Origin of the sequence: Flavobacterium zubiriense, assembly GCF_041729725.1 — a bacterium.
In the GTDB taxonomy this organism is placed as follows: Bacteria; Bacteroidota; Bacteroidia; order Flavobacteriales; family Flavobacteriaceae; genus Flavobacterium; species Flavobacterium zubiriense.
In genome coordinates this window covers 110,154-132,090 of record NZ_JBCFQL010000003.1, presented here as the reverse complement: position 1 = coordinate 132,090, position 21,937 = coordinate 110,154, and the positions used below count along the sequence as shown (strand labels likewise).

Here is a 21,937-nt window from a genome sequence, read left to right as displayed (position 1 = left end):
TTTTCTACTATTTAGAATTTAGGTTTTTCTGTAGGATTTCCGTATTTGTCAAAATAAGAAATAGGAATGTTGAGTTTTTCTAATCCAGGAATAACTTCTTTTCCTTTGCCTACAATGACTATTCGAGAATTGTCAATTAAGAAATATTTGTTGGCAGTCGCAAGTACATCTTCTTTAGTAACGGCATTGATGGTTTTAATATAGTTTTCGTAAAAATCAGCTGGTAAGTCCTCCGTTTCGATGTTTAGTGCGTATCGCGCCACCGATTCTGGTTTTTCGGCTTTCATTACAAAACGACCAATGTAACCTGCTTTCGCATTTTCAAGTTCTTCTGTGGTTACTTTTTCGGTCCTGATTTTTTTGATTTCTTTGATGAATTCTACAACAGCACTATCGGTGACATTGTTTTTTACTGCCGATGAAGAGCGAATACTGGTTACATATTTTCCGGCGCCAATATTAGTGCTGGCGCCATACGTCCATCCGTGAACTTCTCTTAAATTCATGTTGAGATAGCTGTTAAAACCACCGCCTAATATGTAACTGGCAATTACGGCAGGAAAGAAATCCTTGTCGTTCATTTTTAATTTATAGGTGTTTACTAATGAAATTTCAGATTGAACGGCATTCGGTACATCAATAAAGTTGATTTGAGTTGAAGCTACGTTTTCGGGATCAGGATGAATGATTTTATTAGCAGTTGTTTTTTTCCAAGATCCAAAAAGTTGTTCAATAAGTGGTTTGATTTCCTCGTACTTAACATCTCCTACAATTGCTAAATAAGCGTTTTGAGGAACAAAATTAGTGTTGTAGTTTTTTATAACATCTTCTAATGTGATTTTGGATAAACTTTCTTCGGTCATGAATTCGCCTGAAGGATGGGTTTTTCCATAAGACAATGCATTGACTAATCTACTAGCAATTGCCGAAACACTTTTTTCTTGTGAACGCAATCCTTCAATGGCTTTTGCTTTTTCTTTATCCAGTTCTTCTTGAGTAAAAACAGGGTCTAAGGCTCCATAAGCTAAAAGTTCAATTGTGCGTTTTGAGAATTTAGAAAGCGAGCTGGCATAGGCACTGTTAGAGCTAAATGATATAGAAGCTCCCATAAAATCAACTTCTTCGTTAAAGTCTTCTTTTGAGATTTTGCTGCTGCCGTTTCCTATGAGGTTGCTGCATAATTCGTCCATTCCTTTTTTATTTCCTTCGGCAAAAGGCGGATTGTCTATGGTAAGGTTTAAGGTCACTTTAGGTAATTTATGATTTTCAACAATCATTACCTTAAGTCCGTTGGGTAGTGTAAAACTTTGTGGTTTTTTTATATTAACAACAGGTGGTTTTCCAGCTGTGGGTTGTTTGCGTTCTTGTGCTTGCATGATTGCGGTAACTAAAATTAGAATGAATAAGATGCTTGTTTTTTTCATGATTCGAAATGGCTTAGTTTTCGTTCTTTTCAGGAGTAGGAATGTAATCCAGTATCAGACGTTGATTTGGATTTAGATATTTTTTAGCAACATCTCTAATTTCTTCTCGGGTAATAGAGTGGTAGATGTTGATGTCGTTATTAATCAAATTGATGTCGCCATAAAGTAAGTAGTATTTTGCTAAATTTTCGGCAATTCCTTCTACGTTTGAATTCTCATTTACGTATTGATTTTCAAATTGATTCAGTAGTTTTTGATAATCTTTTTCAGAAATCAAATCGGTTTGAATTTTAATAATTTCTTCGTCAATTTCTTTTAATAAGTCTTCGTTGGTGAAATTAGTCATTGGTAAACCATATAAAATATACATGCCGTAATCTTCCTGATTAAAACCAACGGCGCCTATTTGTAATGCTTTTTTCTTGTCGTCTACTATTTTCTTGTATAGTTTCGAACTTTTTCCATCGCTTAAATAAGACGAAATAAAATCTAAAACACGAGCATCTCGGGTTTTCATGGATGGCGTTCTGTAAGCCGTTACCAACATCGTGATTTGAATGTTAGGATCAATATGAGTTGCTTTGATGGTTTCGGTTATTGGTTTTTCAACAAATGTTTCTCTTTTTATTGCAGCTCCTTTTTTGATTGGGCCAAAATAATTTTGAATCCATTCTTTGGCTTGTTTTTGTTCGAAATCGCCAGCGACTACTAAAACAGCGTTGTTTGGAACATAGAATTTTTCGTTAAAAGCTTTAAAATCTTCTAGTTTTGCTGAATTTAAATGTTCTGTCGAACCTATTGTTGTCCAGCGATAAGGATGATTGAAGAATAAATTTTCTTTAACCGCCTGAATTATTTTTCCGTAAGGTTGATTGTCATAACGCGAATTTTTCTCTTCCTTGATTACTTCTTTTTGGGTGTCAACCCCAATTTGGTTAATCACCGGATGCATCAACCTTTCGGATTCCATCCAAAGTGCTAATTCTAAATTATTAGAAGGAAAAACTTCATAATAATAGGTTCGGTCGTCTGAAGTGTTAGCGTTGTTTACTCCGCCATTAGCGGTTACAATATTGAACCATTCGCCTCTTTTTATGTTTTTTGTGCCTTCGAATAATAGGTGTTCAAAAAAATGAGCAAAGCCTGTTTTGTTTGGATTTTCATCTTTAGAACCCACATGATACATCACCGAAGTAATCACTACAGGAGCACTATTGTCTTGGTGTAAGATAACGTGCATTCCGTTATCTAAATCATATTCTTCGAATGCTATTTTTTGGGCTGAGGCGACACCGCCAAGTAAAAGTGCAGTACTAATTGCCATTATTGTTTTTTTCATATAAGATTAATAAAAAATAAAGTTGCAATACTTAAATAGTGATATTGTTTCTTCAAAAATACTTTTTTTTAGTATTGATTGTATGTTGGTGTTTCTTTTAACAAAAAAATAAATTGGAATCCAGTTTCTAATGTGTTGAAAATAAAGAGAAAGTAAGAAGAAATATTTTTTTAAATTTAGTGATTGCGTGATAAAAATATTATTGTATATTTGCAACCTTAAAAATCAATAAATCAATTTGGTATGTATGCAATCGTAGAGATAGCAGGGCAACAATTTAAAGTAAGCAAAGACTTAAAGGTTTATGTTCACCGTTTGTCTAACGAAGAAGGATCAAAAGTTTCTTTTGATAAAGTTCTTTTAGTAGATGACAATGGGAATGTAACTTTAGGCGCCCCAGCTATAGAAGGTGCTTCAGTAGAAGCTAAAGTGTTACAACACTTAAAAGGAGACAAAGTTATCATTTTCAAAAAGAAAAGAAGAAAAGGGTACAAAAAGAGAAATGGTCACAGACAATATCTTACTCAAATTGTAATTGAAGGTATTACTGCAGCAGGTGCTAAAAAAGCGGCTTCTAAAAAAGCAGCAGTTGAAGCAACTACAGAAGAAGTTGAAGCTCCAAAGAAAAAGGTAGCTAAAGCTAAAAAAGAAGATACTCAAGAATAATAACAATATTAAAACTAAAACATCATGGCTCACAAGAAAGGTGTCGGTAGTTCTAAGAATGGTAGAGAATCAGAATCAAAACGTTTAGGTGTTAAGATTTTTGGAGGACAAGCTGCTATCGCAGGGAACATCATCGTAAGACAAAGAGGTTCAAAACACAATCCAGGTGAAAATGTTTACATCAGTAAAGATCACACCCTACACGCAAGAGTAGACGGAGTTGTTAAGTTCCAAAAGAAAAGAGACAACAAATCATACGTTTCAATCCTTCCATTTGAAGTAGAAGCATAATTGATTGATCTCAATTTATTAAAAACCCGTTTCGATTTATTTCGAAACGGGTTTTTCTGCATAGAATTAGTTCGAAAACTGATCTGATTTAGATGGATTCAATTCTTTGTAATTTTGGATTTTAATGCTAAATTAAGCTGTGATTTTAAGCGAGATACTAGTTTAGTAATTGTATCGAATTAGCTCCAATTTTGATATAAGTTTAGAAGTGACTAATACCGTTTAGAAATACAAATTGGTCTTATTCTCAGTTCGAGCGCAGTCGAGAACCATTATTGCATCTCGACTGCGCTCGATGTAACAAAAATTAATTGGACTTTTTTATATATCTAATAGGTACAATTTGAATTAATTTCAGATTTTACAAATATTTATACATCCATTATAGAAAGAACAAATCCGCTTACTTTTTAGAAAGTAAGCGGATTTATTGTATAAATTGAATTAATAATAAGGGTTTGATTAATCCATTGGGCCTCCAGGTCTGCCACCACCAAATCCTTCAGGGCGTTGACCTCTGTCCATTCCTTCCATGTTTCTATTTCTTGCAGGAGCTTTTCCTGAAAATTTTTGGATTTTGTATGTAAGAGAGAACATCGCATAGCGTCTTAAAACGGTGTTTTCATTATCGCTAACCGATGTTGTCGAAATGTTTCTGGTAATGCTTTGATTTTGATTTAGAATATCGTATATTTTTACTTTGGCAATAAATGCTTTGTCTAAGAAGGTATAAGATAGGCTGGTGTTCCATAAGTAAAATTCCTGATTAATAGAGTTGTAAGTGTATCCAAAATCGTTACCCCAAATCCAGTTATTCGGCCAGTAACTTGTGGTTTGTAGATTGATTCTGTGAACCACATTTGATCTCGCATTGAGTGAGCTAATGTCGTATGTCGTTTCATTATATGAGAAATTATAAGAAGGAGCTACAGTAAAAAATTCGCCGTAATCGTAATTAAGGTAAACTCTAGGAGATATTCCTATAGATTTTGCACCATATAATGTTCCGTCAATTAATCCCTTTGTAAAGGAATAATTTCCGTTTATTCCAAGTCCATAACGCAATAAATTTGATTCTTGCTTAATAGATTTATTCCAGTTACCACCACCAGATATGTTATAGATTCCTGAAACATTTTGATAAGAAGATCTTCTACTGTTATCATCATTATAAAAAACAGATGAAATAACATCGTTATTAGTGTAATTACTGTTAAGGTAAATATTGTATCCCGAGCGCGTTCGGAAATCAAAATTTCTATAGTTTATGTTTGCACTATGTGTTTCTCTTGGAAGTAAATTGGGGTTTCCTACAATGGTATCCAATGGATTAGATAAGTTTTCCAATAGCAATTGATTTGCCGATGGTAGCGAAACATTGTAGTTGTATCGAGTGGTAAAAAATTTAGAACGATCTACTCGATATCTCACCTGAGCGCTAGCACTTGGTAAAATGTGTTTTCGGTTTAAATCATTAGATTCTCCTAAATATTTAAAGTTGTTGTCATATTGTACAATTGAAGTGGAGGAGTTAACGTCAAAAGTTAAATTGTTTTTTTGAATTCGAAAACCAGCCTTAGGAGCGATACTGTTTTGTTTGGAACTAATGTAAGTGGTTTGTAAGTCATTCAAATCAGTGAATATTTTATTAAATTCATTCCCAGTGTTGTCAAAGGTTTTGTTGTCTGTTATCGAATTTTGAAAATTATATTCTACACCTACTCTGAATCGGATGGAATCAGTTATAGGTTCAGTATATTCAATTTCTGCTGAGTAGGAATCGTTAACGCCGTTATTTCTTATGTTTTGATCCCTAATGATACTGTCATTTCTGGTATAAAAAAAAGTTCTCGATTCTATCAAATTGTTTGCATTCGAGTTTGAATTATTGTTGTTGAATGCTACACTAAGATTTCTGGCTTTCTTCTCGAACGATTTGTTAAAATTAATCGAGTTACTGAAGGTGTTCGATTGATTTCTGTTTTTAGATTCCGCACGCGAATCATTAGTGAGTTCGTTATTGTCGATATTTGTAGTGCTGCTGTTTGAAGACGATCGGTTGTCAGATTCTGCGGTGTTGAATCTTGGAGCAACAAACAATCGCATGGTTGGTGATATTTTGTATTCTAATTCTACATTGGCTCTATTGGAAGTGTTATTGTTATTAGTGGAAGAGCCAGAAACAGTATTAAAGTTTCCGTCAGGTCTAAAATTAGTAGAGTTGGATGTGCTGATGTTTTCTGTTTGAGTGTCTCTAAAATCATAACTAACATTTGTTTGAAAGTCTTTAAATAATTCGTCAGAATAGTTGAATCCAAATAAATTTGATGTTGTAATTCCATTAGCCTGACCTCTGCTAACGGCTCCGGGGTTGTTTCTACCGCCGCCCATATTGTCAAAAACTTCATCTTGAGAAAACCCTTGGGCATTGATGTTATTAGAAGATCCGAGGATACTTATCTTTCTGTTTTTCTTAAAAAAGTTAACTAAAAAACTAGATTCATAACGGTCATCAGTACCATATCCACCAAGAAATTTTCCAAAATAGCCTTTGTTTTTATCCTCATCAATAGTCAGGTTGATACTGGCATTGTCTGAAGCAGCCTGGTCTTTAGAATACTCTTCTTTTTTAGTTTTAAAATCTGACACCTGAATTTTATTAATAATATCAGCAGGAAGGTTTTTTAGTGCCATGGCGCCATCGCGGTCAAAAAAGGGTTTTCCGTTTACTAAAACTTGGGTAACTTCTTTTCCGTTAGCTGTAATTTTTCCATCACTGTCTATTTCAAGACCGGGAAGTTGTTTTAGTAGTAATTCTACATTGGCATCAGGACGTACTTTAAATAAAGAAGCGTTGTATTCGATAGTATCATTTTTAACCCGAATAGGAGGTGCTTCTCCTTTTACGGTAACTTCGTTAAGGGTGTTTATTGATTCAGAAAGGTAAATGTTATTGAAATCCTTGTTAGCGGTAAGGTCTTTTTGCTCTTCAGTAAAGGTTTCAAATCCCATGTAGGTAACTTTTAAAAATACAGGTTTTTCATTTTTTTTAACTGCAAAGTTGAAATCTCCATTTTTATCCGTCAAGGTATATTCTAATACAGTAGAATCCTTTACAGTTGTAATATACACTGTAGCTGATTCTAATGGGAGTTGGTTATTGATGTTAAGTACTTTCCCTTTTAGAGTATAACTGTTTTGGGCGGAAGCATAAAATGAAAACGTAAGAATGAACAGAAAAGATAAATATTTACACATGATAATTTGGTTAAACTTAACATAAGATGTTAATTAAAAGAAAAGGTTTAATCAAGAAGTTTGAAATTTGTATTTATTTTTTTTCTGTTGTATAAATGAACTTCCGAAAAAAAAATCTTCTAGTCTTAAAAAGAGTAGAAGATTTGAAGAGAGTTATTATTTGTCATTATAATGTCCCAAGGCTGAAATGATAATTACCACAATTTCGTGGTCAATGATTTCATAAACTAATCGGTCTTTTTTGTTGATTTGTCTTGACCAAACGTTAACGTCTTTGTATTTTAGTTTTTCTGGTTTTCCAATTCCAGTTGTGGGATGGTTTTCTAATTCAAGAAAAATTTTATCAATTTTTGAGATATCTGTTTTCTTGCCTGACTTTTTTATTTTTGACAAATCAGCAAGTGCTTCTTTGCTTATTTCTATTTTATATCTGCCCATATATTTTTAGGATCTACTTTGGTGTAGTTTTCTTCTCTATAGGCAGAATCTTGAAAATTTTGATTATGTTTCTCTAATCTTTCGATTAGCTCTGGATTTGTAATTTCATTTGTTTGCTCAATTACTTCCACATCAAAAGCTTTCAAAATTTTTTTGATGATTGCAATTTGAGAAATGTCTTTTATGTTTACAGTAAGTGTTACCATTTTAATAAGTATTCAATTGAAATACAAAGGTATAAAATATTTGGGTTGTTGTTTAGTGTATTGATTGTTATAAAACTCATTAATTTTTCAATTAAGTATTTTATCTAGAATATTAAATAATTTAATTAGATCAACTATTTATATAAATTAATAGATTGTTAAATTTCTTTAATATAATATTCTCGTAATATATCTGTGAATTTTTTAGAATTTATAGACTTTGATTTAGTTAGCATATCATCTAGATTAAAATAATCAATAGTATACTTGTTAGTTTCTCTTTTCCTTTTTTCTAAAAAAATACTTGCTTCATCTGTAAATCCTCCAGTTGACCAGAATTCAAATATTAATTCACGTTCTGTAAAGATTGGATTATCTAATAACCATTTTCTAATTACGGGTATTTTTTCACCTAACCAAATTTCAATTTCTTCTTTGGAGACTTTATGATTGTAACCTTTGCATTCTGAAACAAAAACTTTGTTTTCGGTTAATCCAAAAACATCAATTTCTCGTTGAAAGCCATTATGATTAATTATTTTACCAATATCTATAGTTTTACAAACTCGACCTTGATAGTAACCAACAGCAAGTTCAAATAAGTCTCCTCTAAGATTATTGGTTTTTCCGTCAACCAACTTATTTAGTTTCTGGATTAAATCTAAATATGCTTCTGGATTTTTTTTAAGGATAGCACCAGCGTTTGTAACTAAATTAATTAAAGAGTTTAAAAGATCTTTATATATATCCCCAAACAATTCGTTTACAAATCCAATAACTACTCCTTCAGCTTTTAGTTTATTCAGTGATTTTGTATCAATTGATTCAACAATTAAAAAAGGAATGAAATTTGTTGGATTTCGTTGAAATTTTAAAGCCTTAATTTTATTTATAAAAAAATCTATCTGATTTTCATTGACAGTATTTCCTATTAAAATGTCAGCGACAATAAATCCAGGAATTATATTGTTATTATTGAATTTAGGTAATGATCCTATATACGAAGGAGAAACAAAACTAAATTGATATTTACCAAATTGACTATGAAATTTTGATGAATTATAGGAAGCTAATCCTATTTTTCTTGACCAATCATTAAATTGAATTAAAAGAAAATTTTTAGCAAGTTCTATTCCTTTTGATCTTTTTAAATTGACATTGTTATCAGTTATTAAATTTGATATTGTGACAGTGCCATCTTCAATGTTAATAAGTCTTAATTCGTTAAGTTTTTCTAAAACAGTTTTAAATGTAATGTGTCCTTTTAAATCTAAAATTGGGTTTATAGAATATGTGGGCAAATGTTCAGTTTTTAATTGGCCATAATGAAAATCTAATGATTGTAATATAATATGATATTGTTTGCCTGCTTTTTTTAAGGCACGATAAAGACCAGAATAGTATTCTTCGCTTTTAAAAATTTCTTTATCGTGAAAGAGAAATTGTCCGTCAGAGAATAGTCCTTTTACTCTGATAATATCTTTACTAATTCTACTTAATCTTTTTCTAGCGGCTTCTTTAGTGATACTTTTTTCTTTATTCATAAGTAATTCAATCAATTCACTTGATAAAATAGGTCCCTCTTCTTTTATTATTTTTTCTAAATATGTCACGCCACACTATTTATACAAGATTAAACTACTCTGATACCCTGTTTTCTTTTTTTGAATTATAATTTAATTCTAGTGATATTAACAAAAATAACAAAAAACCCTCACATTCAAACTGAATTTAGTTCAGTTTCCTGCAAGGGTTTAAATCTAAAATTATAAATCAGCAATCGCTAATCTACAATCATTTAGTATCTGTAATATTCTGGTTTGTATGGTCCTTGAACTTCAACACCAATATAAGCAGCTTGATCGTCACGTAAAGTTTCTAATTCAACGCCTAATTTAGCTAAGTGTAACATTGCTACTTTCTCATCAAGGTGTTTTGGTAACATATAAACGTCATTGTTGTATGCCGCGCTGTTTTTCCACAATTCGATTTGAGCTAGAGTTTGGTTTGTAAATGAGTTACTCATTACAAAACTTGGGTGACCTGTAGCACAACCTAAGTTTACCAAACGACCTTCAGCCAAAATGATAATGTCTTTTCCAGCAATGGTATATTTATCAACCTGAGGTTTGATTTCGATTTTAGACGCACCGTGGTTTTCGTTCAACCAAGCCATGTCAATTTCGTTATCAAAATGCCCGATGTTACATACGATTGTTTTGTCTTTCATTTGCTCGAAATGAGATCCAAGAACGATGTCTTTATTTCCAGTAGTAGTAATAATAATATCAGCTGTTGCAATTACAGTATTTAGTTTTTTAACTTCAAATCCGTCCATTGCAGCTTGTAGAGCACAAATTGGGTCGATTTCTGTTACAGTAACGATAGAACCTGCACCTCTAAAAGAAGCAGCAGTTCCTTTACCTACATCACCATATCCACAAACGATCACTCTTTTTCCAGCTAACATAATATCGGTAGCACGACGAACCGCATCAACAGCCGATTCTTTACAACCGTATTTGTTGTCAAATTTAGATTTAGTAACCGAGTCGTTTACATTAATGGCAGGCATTGGCAATGTTCCTGCTTTTACTCTTTCATATAATCTATGAACTCCAGTTGTAGTTTCTTCAGACAATCCTTTGATTCCAGAAACCAATTCTGGGAAACGGTCAATAACCATATTAGTCAAATCTCCACCGTCATCTAGAATCATGTTCAATGGTTTTCTGTCTTCACCAAAAAATAATGTTTGCTCAATACACCAGTCAAAATCTTCCTCATTCAATCCTTTCCAAGCATAAACTTGAATTCCAGCAGCAGCAATAGCAGCAGCAGCTTGATCCTGAGTAGAGAAAATGTTACAAGAAGACCAAGTAACTTCTGCGCCAAGAGCAATTAAAGTTTCGATTAAAACTGCAGTTTGGATTGTCATGTGTAAACATCCAGCAATACGAGCACCTTTCAACGGTTGCTCATCTTTATATTCAGCACGAAGCGCCATTAAACCTGGCATTTCAGCTTCAGCCAATTCAATTTCTTTTCTTCCCCAAGCCGCTAGAGAAATGTCTTTTACTTTGAAAGCCACATAAGGCATAGTCGTTGTACTCATTTATAGTATATTTGTAATTGTAAAATTTTTGCAAATTTACGTAATAACTTTAGAATTAAACTAATTTCTAAAATATTTATGAATTGTTTAATGTCTTAATTTTTAGAACTTTAGTTTGATAATGGTTTTTAGAAGCTAATCCTGCCATCCACTATATCTTTCTAGCCGAACACCGGCTAGAAAGGATGCCGTTGCTGTCAGGGCTAGAAAGACATCTGGGTTAAGAGAGAAAACTCATAACTCATAACTTATAACTCAAAAGAATGCCTTTACACCAGAAAATACAGTTTAATACTCACACACAAATTTTTATTTGGAAGATTACGGAATCTTATGAACAATTGTTTGAAGAAGTAAGTCTCACTCCTAAATGCCAGTTGCGAATTGACGGTATGAAATCCGAATTGCATCAACGAGGATTTCTTAGTGTTCGTAAACTTTTAAATGAAGCGGGCTATTCTGATTTTGATTTGTATTATGATGTATTTGGAAAACCACATCTTCAAGATGGAAAATACATTTCGATTACGCATTCCCATCAGTTTGCGGCAATAATTATTAGTGATGAAACTGTTGGAATTGATATCGAATTACAAAGAGAAAAAATCATTCGTATTGCCGATAAATTCTGTGATACCGAATTTCAATATTTAATTCGAGAAAAAAAAGCAGAATATATTAAAAATCTCACGGTAATTTGGGGAGCAAAAGAAGCCATTTTTAAAATCCGAAACGAAAAAGGTATCAGTTTTAAAGATCATATTGCAGTTGACAAATTTGATTTGAACCAGAATCAAACGGTTGCTAATCTTCATTTTGGTGGTCTACACAAAGAATTCAATATTTATTTTGAAGAAATAGAAGACTTTACTTTAGTCTATGCTTTAGAAAAATAGTTTTATTCTTGACAAGAAGTTGAGCAAAGTTGTTTCGCAAAGATTCGCAAAGAATACCACAAAGTTAAACTAAGATTTTTTTTAAGATTTATAGAATTTCTTTAATCTGTGTTCCAAAAAGAATCAGCGAGAATCTGTTTAAATCAGTACCATCTGTGTGCAATTTACACCGCAAAGATTCGCAAAGAATACCACAAAGTTACGCTAGGAGATTTTTTTTTTTGAATTTCGCCATATTTGTCGAGTAGTGTAACAGCAATCATAATAAAAGGATTTTATGAATTCCAGTGTACTACAAATATAATTCTTTCGAAATGGTTCTTGGACTCTAAAAACTTTTTACTTTTACGTTCTCATGGAAAAAGGAACAATTTACCAACAAATACAAGTCGCAAAAGCAACTAATCAACAAATATTAGCCATTCTTTTGGATCCTGATAAAATAGTTTGGGAACAAATACCCGATTTAATTGACAAGATCAATCAATCGCCAGCCACTCATATTTTTATTGGTGGAAGCCTTGTTGAAAGTCGAATTTTAGATGATTTAATCATTCGAATCAAACAAAACTGTATTTTACCAATAGTACTTTTTCCGGGGCATCCTTCTCAAATTTCGAATCATGCTGATGGAATTTTGTTTTTATCTTTATTGTCAGGACGAAATCCCGATTATTTAATAGAACATCAGGTGAAAGCGGCACCCATTTTAAAGCAATCCCAACTCGAAATTATTCCTACGGCTTATCTATTAATTGAAAGCGGAGGTGAAACGGCTGTTGAACGTATCAGCAAAACAACGCCTTTGGATAGAAATGATTTCGATTTGGTCATGGCAACAGCTTTAGCAGGAGAAATGCTTGGTAATAAATTGATTTATCTGGAAGCGGGAAGTGGCGCTCAAAAAGCAGTTCCATTAGAAATGATTCAATTCGTTTCTCAAAACACTACTATACCATTAATTGTAGGCGGCGGAATTGTAGATTTGCAAGGAATTCAAAATGCGTATCAATCCGGTGCTGATGTAGTTGTGATAGGAACCGCTTTTGAAAACGACATTAATTTTTTTAATTCTCCAATAAAATAGTAAATGATAGAGTTCTTTTTTGCCCAATATGCTACCTATCCCACTTTGGGAATTGTATTGGAATTAGTGGCTGTGTTTTTTGGATTAGTAAGTGTTTGGTTTGCTAAGAAAGATAATATTTTGGTTTTCCCTACAGGATTAGTCAGTACTTTTATCTATGCTTATTTGCTTTGGAAATGGGATCTTTTAGGCGATTCGATGATTAATGGTTATTATTTTATAATGAGTATTTATGGCTGGTACCATTGGACGAGAAAAAAAGGGGATGTTGTAGCCTATCCTATTTCTAGGGTAACTAAAAAAGAAAGTAAAATAGCTGCTGTTATTTTTGTTTTAACTTTAGTTTTTGTGTTTTTAGTTTATCAATATTTTGATAAATTTAAAGATTGGTACAATTATGTAGATACTTTTTTAACAGCTTTGTTTTTTGTTGGGATGTGGCTGATGGCGAAGCGAAAAATCGAAAATTGGATTTTTTGGATTGTAGGAGATTTCATTTCGATACCTTTGTATTTTTGCAAAGGATATACATTTACGTCTTTGCAATATTTGATTTTCACCATTCTTGCCATTTTTGGCTATTTAGAATGGAAGAAAATTTTGAATAACCAAGAAAAATAGCCAGCTGAAGTAGCTGTTTTAGAATAATTTTTAGCGATTATTATGGGTAAAATACGAGTTTCAATGTTAGAGCAATCTAATTCAATTGATGATTTAAATAAAGTTAAAAGTATGGGATTGTTAGAACAGGATTTTGAACAAATCAATCTACATGGTGTTTCTTTAGAGAATATCCAAAAACAGTTGGTTATTTTTAAAAAAGGAATTGCTAAGATGGAATTACTCGAAGCTGCCACTGTGGGAAATGGAATCGTAAAATTAACTGATGAAGAGTTTGTTGAAAAGGCTACTTTTTTTGACGAACATAAATCCAATTTAAAATTGTTAAAGTTTGTTCCAGCCTCAGGAGCGGCCAGTAGAATGTTTAAGTTCTTAACCGTTTTTTTGAATGAGTTTAATATTGAGAAAGAAAGTATCAATGCTTATATCAATAGAAAAAAAGATACTAAGTTGCCCGTTTTTATTGTTGGAATGGAGAAACTGCCTTTTTTTGATAGTATCTATAAAAAATTAAAAGAAGAATTTTCCAATTTCGATTCACTAACTCGTGATTATAAAAATTACTATTTTATAAAATTCATGTTGGATTCGGAGTATTTTAATTTTGCGTCAAAACCAAAAGGAATCTTACCTTTTCATAAATATGCAACCACAATTGCTACACCAATAGAAGAACATTTGTATGAATGTGGTTATTATTCGAGTACTAATAATCAGTCGTATTTGCATTTTACCGTTTCAGAATCGCATCAAGGACAGTTTGAACACATTATAAGTAATGTAAAAGACAAGGTAGAAAAAGAAACGCATACTAATATTGAAGTAAGTTATTCCTATCAAGATAAAAGCACCGATACTATTGCGGTAAATATGAATGATAGGGCTTTTAGAACTGAGGATGGGAAATTGCTTTTCAGACCAGGAGGTCATGGTGCATTGATAGGAAATTTAAATCGATTAGATGCCGATATCATTTTTGTTAAAAACATTGATAATGTAATTTTACATCATAATGATACCATAGCACTTTATAAAAAAGCATTAGCGGGTATTTTGTTAGAATTGCAACAACAAATATTTGCTTGTTTGAATTTGATTGATCTTTACACGATTGAAAACAATCAAATAGAAGATATAAAAGATTTCTTGAAAGAAAAATTGAACATGGAAATCAAATCAGATTTTGATTTATACACCTTTGAGAATAAAATAAAAGTATTGAAAACTATTTTAAACCGTCCAATTAGAGTATGTGGAATGGTGAAAAATGAAGGGGAACCAGGTGGAGGTCCTTTCTGGGTAAAAAATGGACAAAAAGAAATTTCATTGCAAATTGTAGAATCTTCACAAGTAGATTTGAACAATAAAAAGCAGGCTAAAATTATGGCAAATGCGACTCATTTTAATCCTGTGGATTTAGTTTGTGCTACTAAAGATTATAAAAACGAAAAGTTTGATTTGCATCAGTTTGTGGATGAAAACAGCGGTTTTATAGTAGAGAAAAATCATTTAGGAAAAGATATTAAAAGTTATGAATTGCCTGGTTTATGGAATGGAGCAATGGCAAATTGGTTGACTGTTTTTGTCGAAGTACCTTTGATTACTTTTAACCCTGTAAAAACAGTAAATGATTTATTGAAAGAAGCGCATCAGTCAAAATAAAAAATGGAAATTCAAAAACTCATATCCGAATTACAGTATAAAGCCGTTAGAAGTAGTGGAGCAGGAGGACAAAACGTGAATAAGGTTTCGTCTAAAGTAGTGCTGACTTTTAACTTGAAAAATTCTCAGGCTTTGTCTGATGAAGAAAAATTGTTGTTAGAAACCAATCTTTCTTCAAGATTGACTGCTGATTTGGTTTTGATTTTAAATTGTGATGAAGATAGAAGCCAACTTAAAAATAAAGAAATAGTTACCAAACGATTTTTGGAACTGATTAAAAAAGGACTTTTTGTGCCTAAAATTAGAAAAGTAACTAAAATCCCTAAGTCGGTGATTAAAAAACGAATTAAAGACAAAAAGAATATTTCTGAAATTAAACAATCGCGTAGGAAACCTAATCTAGATTAAATTCCAATTTATAAATTCCAAATTCCAATTGAAAACTACTTGAAGTTAGTTTTTTGGAATTTGGAATTTAATTTTTGGAATTTGTTTTTTAACACTACATTTGCACTGTCTCAAAGGGGTGCTTAAATCTGAATTTATTTCAGATTCTGAAACAAGTTCAGAATGAAGCTGAGATCATACCCAACGAACCTGAGCAAGTAATGTTGCTAAGGGAAAATACAATAAATTAATAGTAAATACTATTGGTTTATTAGTTGAACAAATCTATTTATTAAATAACAAAAAGAATAATTCCCCCTTTTATTCGTAAAATAATTACGAATGAATATTATTTTTAAAGGTACTCAGGTACTAAGTTACAAAGATGCTAAGGCGTCAAATTACAAATTCCTTTTTCTTTTTTCTATTTTCTTTTCTCTTTTTTCAGTAACCTCTTTTTCCCAAGTCAAAGATACAGTACCAGTAAACCGACTCGATGAGGTATTGGTTTCGGCTATTCGTGTAACTTCTAAAACTCCGGTTACGTTTAGTAACATGGATAAAAAAGAAATTAAATTCAGAAACCTAGGACAGGATATTCCAATTTTAATGAATTATCTGCCGTCGGTTGTTACCACTTCTGATGCAGGTGGAGGAATAGGATATACCGGAATTAGAGTTCGTGGAAGCGATGCTACCAGAGTAAACGTAACCATCAATGGAATTCCATACAATGATTCCGAAAGTCAGGGAACTTTTTGGGTAAATATGCCTGATTTTGCTTCTTCAGTAGAAAGTTTGCAATTGCAACGCGGTGTTGGAACTTCTACAAATGGTTCTGGAGCTTTTGGAGCCAGTTTGAATATGTTGACTGACAATTACGCATCAAAACCAACTGGAGAAATTTCAAGTTCTTACGGAAGTTTTAATTCCAATAAAAATTCAGTAAAATTCAGTACAGGTTTATTAAATGATCATTTTGAATTGGCTGGACGCTTGTCTACAATACAATCGGATGGTTTTGTGGATCGTGCTAGTTCTGATTTAAAATCGTACTTTCTTCAGGGAACTTATATTGGTAAAACCACTTTAATTAAAGCATTAGTTTTTGGTGGTACTCAGCAAACTTATCAGTCATGGAATGGAATTGATGCTCAAACTTTAGCTGAAAACCGTACGTATAATTCTGCTGGAGAATACACAGATGAAGCAGGAAATATTCGTTACTACGATAATGAAACTGATAATTACAATCAAGATCATTATCAATTGCATTGGAACGAATCGTTATCCGATAAATGGAGTACTAATTTAGCTTTTCATTATACAAAAGGGAAGGGTTATTTTGAAAATTATAAAAATGATGAACCAGTTGAGGGCTATGGATCAATTCAGTCAACTAAAATGGTTGAAAATGATAATGGTGACTTAGTTCCTGGAACTGATTTAATTCGTCAAAAGTGGTTAGACAATGATTTTTATGGAACTACTTTTTCTGTAAAATATAAAGAGGAGAAATTAGATGTTATCGTTGGCGGAGGCTGGAATAAGTACGAAGGAGATCATTTTGGCAAAGTGATTTGGGCAAGAAATTCTGGTCCAACAGAATTAGGAGATCATTATTATGATGATTTTTCGTCAAAAACGGATGGAAATATTTTTGCCAAAGCCAATTATCAAATCACACAACAATTAAGTTTTTATGGCGATTTGCAATATCGAAATGTAACTTACAAAGCCAATGGTGCGGATACAGGACTAGTTGATGATTCTTTCAATTTCTTTAATCCAAAGGCTGGTTTAAATTTCGAAATAAATCAAAAAAACAATCTTTACTTTTCTTATGCTAGAGCCAATCGTGAACCAAACAGAACTGATTACGAAGGCGGAAACGTAAAACCTGAAAAGCTAAATGATTTTGAATTAGGATGGAGATTCAATTCAGATAAATTCCAGTTGAATTCTAATTTCTATTATATGGGTTATAGAGATCAGTTGATTTTAACGGGAAGATTAGATGATGTAGGAGCGCCAATTCGTTCCAATACAGATAAAAGTTACCGTTTAGGTTTTGAAGTTGATGCAACAATTGCAGTTTCAGAAAAATTTATTCTTCGCCCTAATTTTACTTTAAGTAGTAACAAAAATGTTGATTTGGCTGTTGAAGGTCAAAATTACGGAACTACTAAAATTGCCTATTCTCCAGAAATTATTGCAGGAAATATTATTGTTTACAGTCCGATTCAAAATTTACACATTTCGTTATTGCAGAAATTTGTTGGCGAGCAATTCATGAACAACATCGAATTGCCAGAAGCAAAGTTAGCGGATTATTTTGTTAACGATTTGAATGTTTCTTTCGAAATAAAACCAAAATCCATTTTCAAATCTATAATGATAACTGGTTTAGTGAATAACTTTCTAGATAAAAAATACGTTTCAAATGGCTATATGTGGGATGTTTATCCGTACTATTATCCGCAAGCAGGAATTAACTTTTTAGCGGGACTAACATTGAAGTTTTAATTTGTAGTTTTTTATATTTAAAAAAGCTTGAAAATTTAATTTTTTCAGGCTTTTTTGCTTTAATTGTATACTCGAAGGAGGTTTCCGTTTACTTCTACCCGATATTGTTTTAAAGGATATTGTAGTTTTCCCTGACCGGTAAATAAGCTGTATTCTTCTTTATCGCAAGGGCAAACAACAGTTGTTTTATCAACTTTTAACGGATCTGATGAGTCGAGCTTTTTGAAAGCCACTGTAGAACAATCACTCAAAGTCTGGTTTGGACAGGTGGCATCAAAAGCATTGTAGCCACTACCTGTGTTAAACACATAAATTCCTTTCACCCCTACGCCAGGTTGGCCAATATAAACAGCATTACTTACAAACTTAAGATCTGAAAATTGGGCTAAATTAAGATTGATGGTTGTGCTAAAAGTATAGTTAGGAATGTAAGGATTATTATTGCTAAAATTATCGCTACAGCTATAAAGCAAAATTGTAAGAAGGAGTATCAGGCTTGTTTTTTTCATTTTAAAAAATATCAAAAGAATTGTTTAAACAAATTTAATTTATTTACATTTGAAATATTATATGGTTAACATATAATTATAGACTATAAAAAAATATATTATCTTTGTGGAAAGAAATCCCGTTCCGATGGGATTTTTTCTATTTTATAAAATGATGAAGTTATGAGTACAGTATCTTATTACACGGCAGAAGGATTAAAGAAATTAAGAGAAGAATTAGATTATTTAAAAACGGTGATGCGTCCTAAAGCATCTCAAGATATAGCAGATGCAAGAGATAAAGGTGATTTATCTGAAAATGCAGAATATGATGCTGCCAAAGAAGCACAAGGAATGTTAGAAATGAGAATTGCCAAACTAGAGGAAGTTCATGCCAATGCTCGTTTGATTGATGAAACACATTTGGATTTGTCTAAAGTGTTGGTATTATCTAATGTAAAAATTAAGAATCAGGCTAATGGTATGGAAATGAAATACACCTTAGTTGCCGAAAGTGAAGCCGATTTGAAAACAGGAAAAATATCGGTTACTTCTCCTATTGGAAAAGGACTGTTAGGGAAATCAATAGGTGAAGTTGCTGAAATTAATGTGCCTAATGGTGTTTTGAAATTTGAAATTTTAGAAATTTCCCGAGACTAAGTCAATGCGAGGAACGAAGCAATCTCACGATATAGATTTTTTAAAATTAAACTATGAGTTCGATATTTACCAAAATAGTAAACGGAGAAATTCCATGTTATAAAATTGCTGAAGATGATAACTATTTTGCTTTTTTAGATATTAATCCTAATGCAAAAGGACATACTTTGTGTATTCCAAAATTTGAAGTCGATAAGATTTTTGATATGGATGAAGCCCATTATTTAGGATTAATGCACTTTTCACGAAAGGTGGCACTTGCTTTAGAAAAAACCATTCCCTGCAACCGAATTGCAGTATCCGTTATTGGCATTGAAGTTCCGCATGCTCACGTTCATTTGATTCCATTAAATACAATGGATGACATTCGTTTTCAGAAAAAAGAAGTTTTAAGCAAAGAAGAATTTGAAAACTTAGCTCAGGAAATTCGATCTAATCTATAATCTGTTAAATGGCATAAAATAAAAGCACGAATTTTTTTCGTGTTTTTTTATATAAAAAACTCAACTAATATGAGAAAAATTGTTCCTTTTATATTTTTGTTTTTATCTGTTTTTAGTGTTGCTCAAACTAAAACAATTTATACTGATATTGATAATAAGATTTCCAAAATTCCAGTGGATTTGACTACTTCAACAACAGGAATTGCAAAATATATAACGGATAATTTTAAAACAGATACTGAAAAAATCAGAGCAGTTTTCTATTGGACAGCTACTAATATCAGTTATGATGTGCCCAATATGCTTGCGCCAAATCAATTCGAATCAGCACAGCAAAAAATAGATAATACATTAAAATCCAAGAAAGGAGTTTGTATTCATTATGCTGAGGTTTTCAACGATATTTCAAATAAAATTGGAATTAAATGTCGAATAATTGAAGGCTATACCAAACAAAACGGAAAGATTGATAACTTATCTCATGCCTGGTGTGCGGCTCAAATTGACAATAAATGGTTTGTGTTTGATCCTACCTGGGGAGCTGGTGGTGTAACCAATGGCAAGTTTATAAAGAAATTAAATAATGCTTATTTTAAAGTCGAACCTTCTAAAATAATTGCTTCGCACATGCCATTTGATTATTTATGGCAATTTTCGAATTATCCTGTTACCAATGCAGAGTTTTATGCAGGGAAAATACAAGTAGATAAAACTAAAAAGTATTTTGATTATGAGAAAGAAATAGCTCTTTATTATAAAATATCCGACAACGACCAGTTGTTTGAATCGGCTGTACGAGTAGAAAAAAACGGTTTGAAAAATGCCATGATTATAGAATACCATAACGTTAAAAAGAATCAGTGGAATAATGTAATCCAAAATGCAAATATTGAGAAATTGAATACGATTGTTAATGAACTCAATGAAGCATTGATGCAGTTGAATGATTTTATAATGTATCGAAATAAAAAATTCAAACCTGCTTTTTCGGATGAAGCGATTAGTAAAATGATTCAAACTCCAAGAGAGAAATTGGCAAAATGCCAAAACGATATTTTTAAGATTGGAACTGTTGGAGCAGAAAATGCATCTAATTTAACTTCGGTAAAAAAGACCATTGCACAAGCTTTAGTTCAGGCAGATGAACATGCTGCATTTGTAAAAGACTATTTGAGTAAATCTAAATTGATTAGAAAAACAATGTTCTCAAAAATATCTTGGTTAGGAATACCTTTAAACTAAATTAGTTTTTTGAAACTAATTTGCATGGTGGTTCCTTTGCCAATTTCAGAATGTAAAACTTTGATGTTCCCTTTGTGGTATTCTTTTACAATTCTATTGGTCAAAGAAAGTCCTAATCCCCAACCTCTTTTTTTAGTAGTAAATCCGGGTTCGAAGACAGTTTTGAATTGATTTTTTGGAATCCCAATACCTGTATCGCTAACATTTATTTTTACAAAAAGCGCATCTTCTTCTATCTTGACAGCAATTTTGCCTTTTCCTTTCATGGCATCAATGGCGTTTTTAATCAGGTTTTCTATGGTCCAACTGTGCAAGGTAGGATTCAGCATCGTATAGATTGATGATGTTGGACTTTCAAAAGAAAATTCAATTTGTTTAGAAAACCGCGACTGAAGGTAGTTGTAGGTTTGTAAGGTTTCTTCAATAATATTTCTTTTTTCTAAAACAGGTTCTGAACCAATTTTTGAAAAACGATCGGTAATGGTTTGCAATCGATCAATATCTTTTTCAATTTCGGAAGTCGTTGATTCATCAATGTTTTCAGATTTTAAGATTTCGACCCAACCAATTAATGAAGAAAGGGGCGTGCCTATTTGGTGTGCCGTTTCTTTAGCCATTCCTGCCCAAAGTTTGTTTTGAGTAGCAATTTTTGTACTTCGGTAGAAATAATAAATCAATGCCGAGAACAAGAAAATAATCAACAACAAAGCTATAGGATAATATTTCAGTTTATTGAGCAAAGCCGAATTACCGTAATACCATTTTTGGAATTTTTTTGGAGCATATTCAATGATAATGGGTTCGTTTTCTTTTTCTAAATTCGATAAAAAAACTTTTGCTTTTTCTTTATCGTTTACAATGTTTTCGTCAATATTAATAGTATTAATAATGCTGTCATTTTCGGTAAGAATAACCGGAATAGAAGTGTTGTCTTTGAAAATTTGGAGTGGAAGTTCTACATCGGTATTTTCATCAGCATTGATAAGCGTTTTTTGGGCTTTGGCCAAAAGATTCATTTTCAGACGTTCTTCATTTTTAAAAATCTGAAAAAAAGTATAAGTGTTCCAAAGAATTAAGGAAATGATAAGAAATGAAGCAAAAATTAGAATCCATCGTCCTGTATTTCTTTTGTCAGAAAATTGCATAAATGATATTTTGAGCCATAAATATAACGAAATAGTAGTAGTA

General features: G+C 32.1%; 20 protein-coding genes. 11 read left to right on the top strand and 9 right to left on the bottom strand.

The window, feature by feature from the left end:
- Positions 1–11 precede the first annotated feature (11 nt).
- A complete protein-coding gene (locus AAGV28_RS03805) occupies positions 12–1,424 on the bottom strand; it encodes a M16 family metallopeptidase (protein WP_373405493.1) in 1,413 nt (470 codons plus the stop codon).
- Positions 1,425–1,437: 13 nt separating this feature from the next.
- The gene (locus AAGV28_RS03800; RefSeq protein WP_373405492.1) at positions 1,438–2,763 is read right to left on the bottom strand and encodes a M16 family metallopeptidase; all 1,326 of its coding nucleotides are present in this window, start codon (positions 2,761–2,763) and stop codon (positions 1,438–1,440) included.
- A 243-nt stretch (positions 2,764–3,006) separates the two neighbouring features.
- Here AAGV28_RS03800 and rplU point away from each other — a divergent pair, with 243 nt between their 5' ends.
- Together rplU and rpmA are read left to right on the top strand one after the other, a co-directional pair.
- Positions 3,007–3,429, top strand: coding sequence for a 50S ribosomal protein L21 (gene rplU, locus AAGV28_RS03795; protein WP_373405491.1), 423 nt, complete (start codon positions 3,007–3,009; stop codon positions 3,427–3,429).
- Between the two features lie 24 nt (positions 3,430–3,453).
- Complete coding sequence (gene rpmA, locus AAGV28_RS03790) at positions 3,454–3,720, top strand: 50S ribosomal protein L27 (RefSeq protein WP_026709571.1); 267 nt, start codon at positions 3,454–3,456, stop codon at positions 3,718–3,720.
- Positions 3,721–4,182: 462 nt separating this feature from the next.
- Here rpmA and AAGV28_RS03785 read toward each other — a convergent pair whose 3' ends face one another.
- From AAGV28_RS03785 to ahcY, 5 genes are all read right to left on the bottom strand, one after another.
- Positions 4,183–6,978: an outer membrane beta-barrel protein gene (locus AAGV28_RS03785; RefSeq protein WP_373405490.1), complete on the bottom strand. Its 2,796-nt coding sequence runs from the start codon at positions 6,976–6,978 to the stop codon at positions 4,183–4,185.
- A gap of 156 nt (positions 6,979–7,134) precedes the next feature.
- Positions 7,135–7,416 carry a Txe/YoeB family addiction module toxin gene (locus AAGV28_RS03780; protein ID WP_373405489.1) on the bottom strand — a complete coding sequence of 94 codons (282 nt, stop codon included), beginning with the start codon at positions 7,414–7,416 and terminating at the stop codon, positions 7,135–7,137.
- Complete coding sequence (locus AAGV28_RS03775) at positions 7,398–7,622, bottom strand: hypothetical protein (protein WP_373405488.1); 225 nt, start codon at positions 7,620–7,622, stop codon at positions 7,398–7,400. The genes AAGV28_RS03780 and AAGV28_RS03775 overlap by 19 nt, the downstream gene beginning before the upstream one ends.
- 158 nt (positions 7,623–7,780) lie before the next feature.
- Positions 7,781–9,235: a hypothetical protein gene (locus AAGV28_RS03770; RefSeq protein WP_373405487.1), complete on the bottom strand. Its 1,455-nt coding sequence runs from the start codon at positions 9,233–9,235 to the stop codon at positions 7,781–7,783.
- 185 nt (positions 9,236–9,420) lie between these two features.
- The gene (gene ahcY / locus AAGV28_RS03765) at positions 9,421–10,737 is read right to left on the bottom strand and encodes an adenosylhomocysteinase (RefSeq protein ID WP_373405486.1); all 1,317 of its coding nucleotides are present in this window, start codon (positions 10,735–10,737) and stop codon (positions 9,421–9,423) included.
- 263 nt (positions 10,738–11,000) lie between these two features.
- Between ahcY and AAGV28_RS03760 the strand changes: the two genes are divergently transcribed.
- The 6 genes from AAGV28_RS03760 to AAGV28_RS03735 all read left to right on the top strand — a co-directional run bounded on the left by AAGV28_RS03760 (position 11,001) and on the right by AAGV28_RS03735 (position 17,916).
- A complete protein-coding gene (locus tag AAGV28_RS03760; RefSeq protein WP_373405485.1) occupies positions 11,001–11,633 on the top strand; it encodes a 4'-phosphopantetheinyl transferase family protein in 633 nt (210 codons plus the stop codon).
- Between the two features lie 355 nt (positions 11,634–11,988).
- The gene (locus AAGV28_RS03755; RefSeq protein WP_373405484.1) at positions 11,989–12,720 is read left to right on the top strand and encodes a phosphoglycerol geranylgeranyltransferase; all 732 of its coding nucleotides are present in this window, start codon (positions 11,989–11,991) and stop codon (positions 12,718–12,720) included.
- A gap of 3 nt (positions 12,721–12,723) precedes the next feature.
- Positions 12,724–13,341 (top strand): nicotinamide riboside transporter PnuC, encoded by a 618-nt coding sequence (gene pnuC / locus AAGV28_RS03750; protein ID WP_373405483.1) that lies wholly within the window; start codon positions 12,724–12,726, stop codon positions 13,339–13,341.
- A 42-nt stretch (positions 13,342–13,383) separates the two neighbouring features.
- The gene (locus AAGV28_RS03745; RefSeq protein ID WP_373405482.1) at positions 13,384–15,003 is read left to right on the top strand and encodes a DUF4301 family protein; all 1,620 of its coding nucleotides are present in this window, start codon (positions 13,384–13,386) and stop codon (positions 15,001–15,003) included.
- 3 nt (positions 15,004–15,006) lie between these two features.
- Positions 15,007–15,411 (top strand): alternative ribosome rescue aminoacyl-tRNA hydrolase ArfB, encoded by a 405-nt coding sequence (arfB, locus tag AAGV28_RS03740; RefSeq protein WP_373405481.1) that lies wholly within the window; start codon positions 15,007–15,009, stop codon positions 15,409–15,411.
- A 321-nt stretch (positions 15,412–15,732) separates the two neighbouring features.
- Entirely contained in the window at positions 15,733–17,916 is a 2,184-nt protein-coding gene (locus AAGV28_RS03735; RefSeq protein ID WP_373405480.1) for a TonB-dependent receptor, read from the top strand.
- 59 nt (positions 17,917–17,975) lie between these two features.
- On the opposite strand, the gene AAGV28_RS03730 is transcribed toward AAGV28_RS03735, so the two are convergent.
- The gene (locus AAGV28_RS03730; RefSeq protein WP_373405479.1) at positions 17,976–18,425 is read right to left on the bottom strand and encodes a Rieske (2Fe-2S) protein; all 450 of its coding nucleotides are present in this window, start codon (positions 18,423–18,425) and stop codon (positions 17,976–17,978) included.
- A 162-nt stretch (positions 18,426–18,587) separates the two neighbouring features.
- On the opposite strand from AAGV28_RS03730, the gene greA reads away from it, so the two are divergent.
- The 3 genes from greA (at position 18,588) to AAGV28_RS03715 (ending at position 20,749) form a co-directional block, all read left to right on the top strand.
- Positions 18,588–19,064 (top strand): transcription elongation factor GreA, encoded by a 477-nt coding sequence (greA, locus tag AAGV28_RS03725; RefSeq protein ID WP_373405478.1) that lies wholly within the window; start codon positions 18,588–18,590, stop codon positions 19,062–19,064.
- A 53-nt stretch (positions 19,065–19,117) separates the two neighbouring features.
- Entirely contained in the window at positions 19,118–19,507 is a 390-nt protein-coding gene (locus AAGV28_RS03720) for an HIT family protein (protein ID WP_373405477.1), read from the top strand.
- Positions 19,508–19,576: 69 nt separating this feature from the next.
- Complete coding sequence (locus AAGV28_RS03715) at positions 19,577–20,749, top strand: transglutaminase domain-containing protein (protein ID WP_373405476.1); 1,173 nt, start codon at positions 19,577–19,579, stop codon at positions 20,747–20,749.
- On the opposite strand, the gene AAGV28_RS03710 is transcribed toward AAGV28_RS03715, so the two are convergent.
- A complete protein-coding gene (locus AAGV28_RS03710) occupies positions 20,746–21,894 on the bottom strand; it encodes an ATP-binding protein (RefSeq protein WP_373405475.1) in 1,149 nt (382 codons plus the stop codon). The genes AAGV28_RS03715 and AAGV28_RS03710 overlap by 4 nt on opposite strands.
- Between the last annotated feature and the right edge of the window lie 43 nt (positions 21,895–21,937).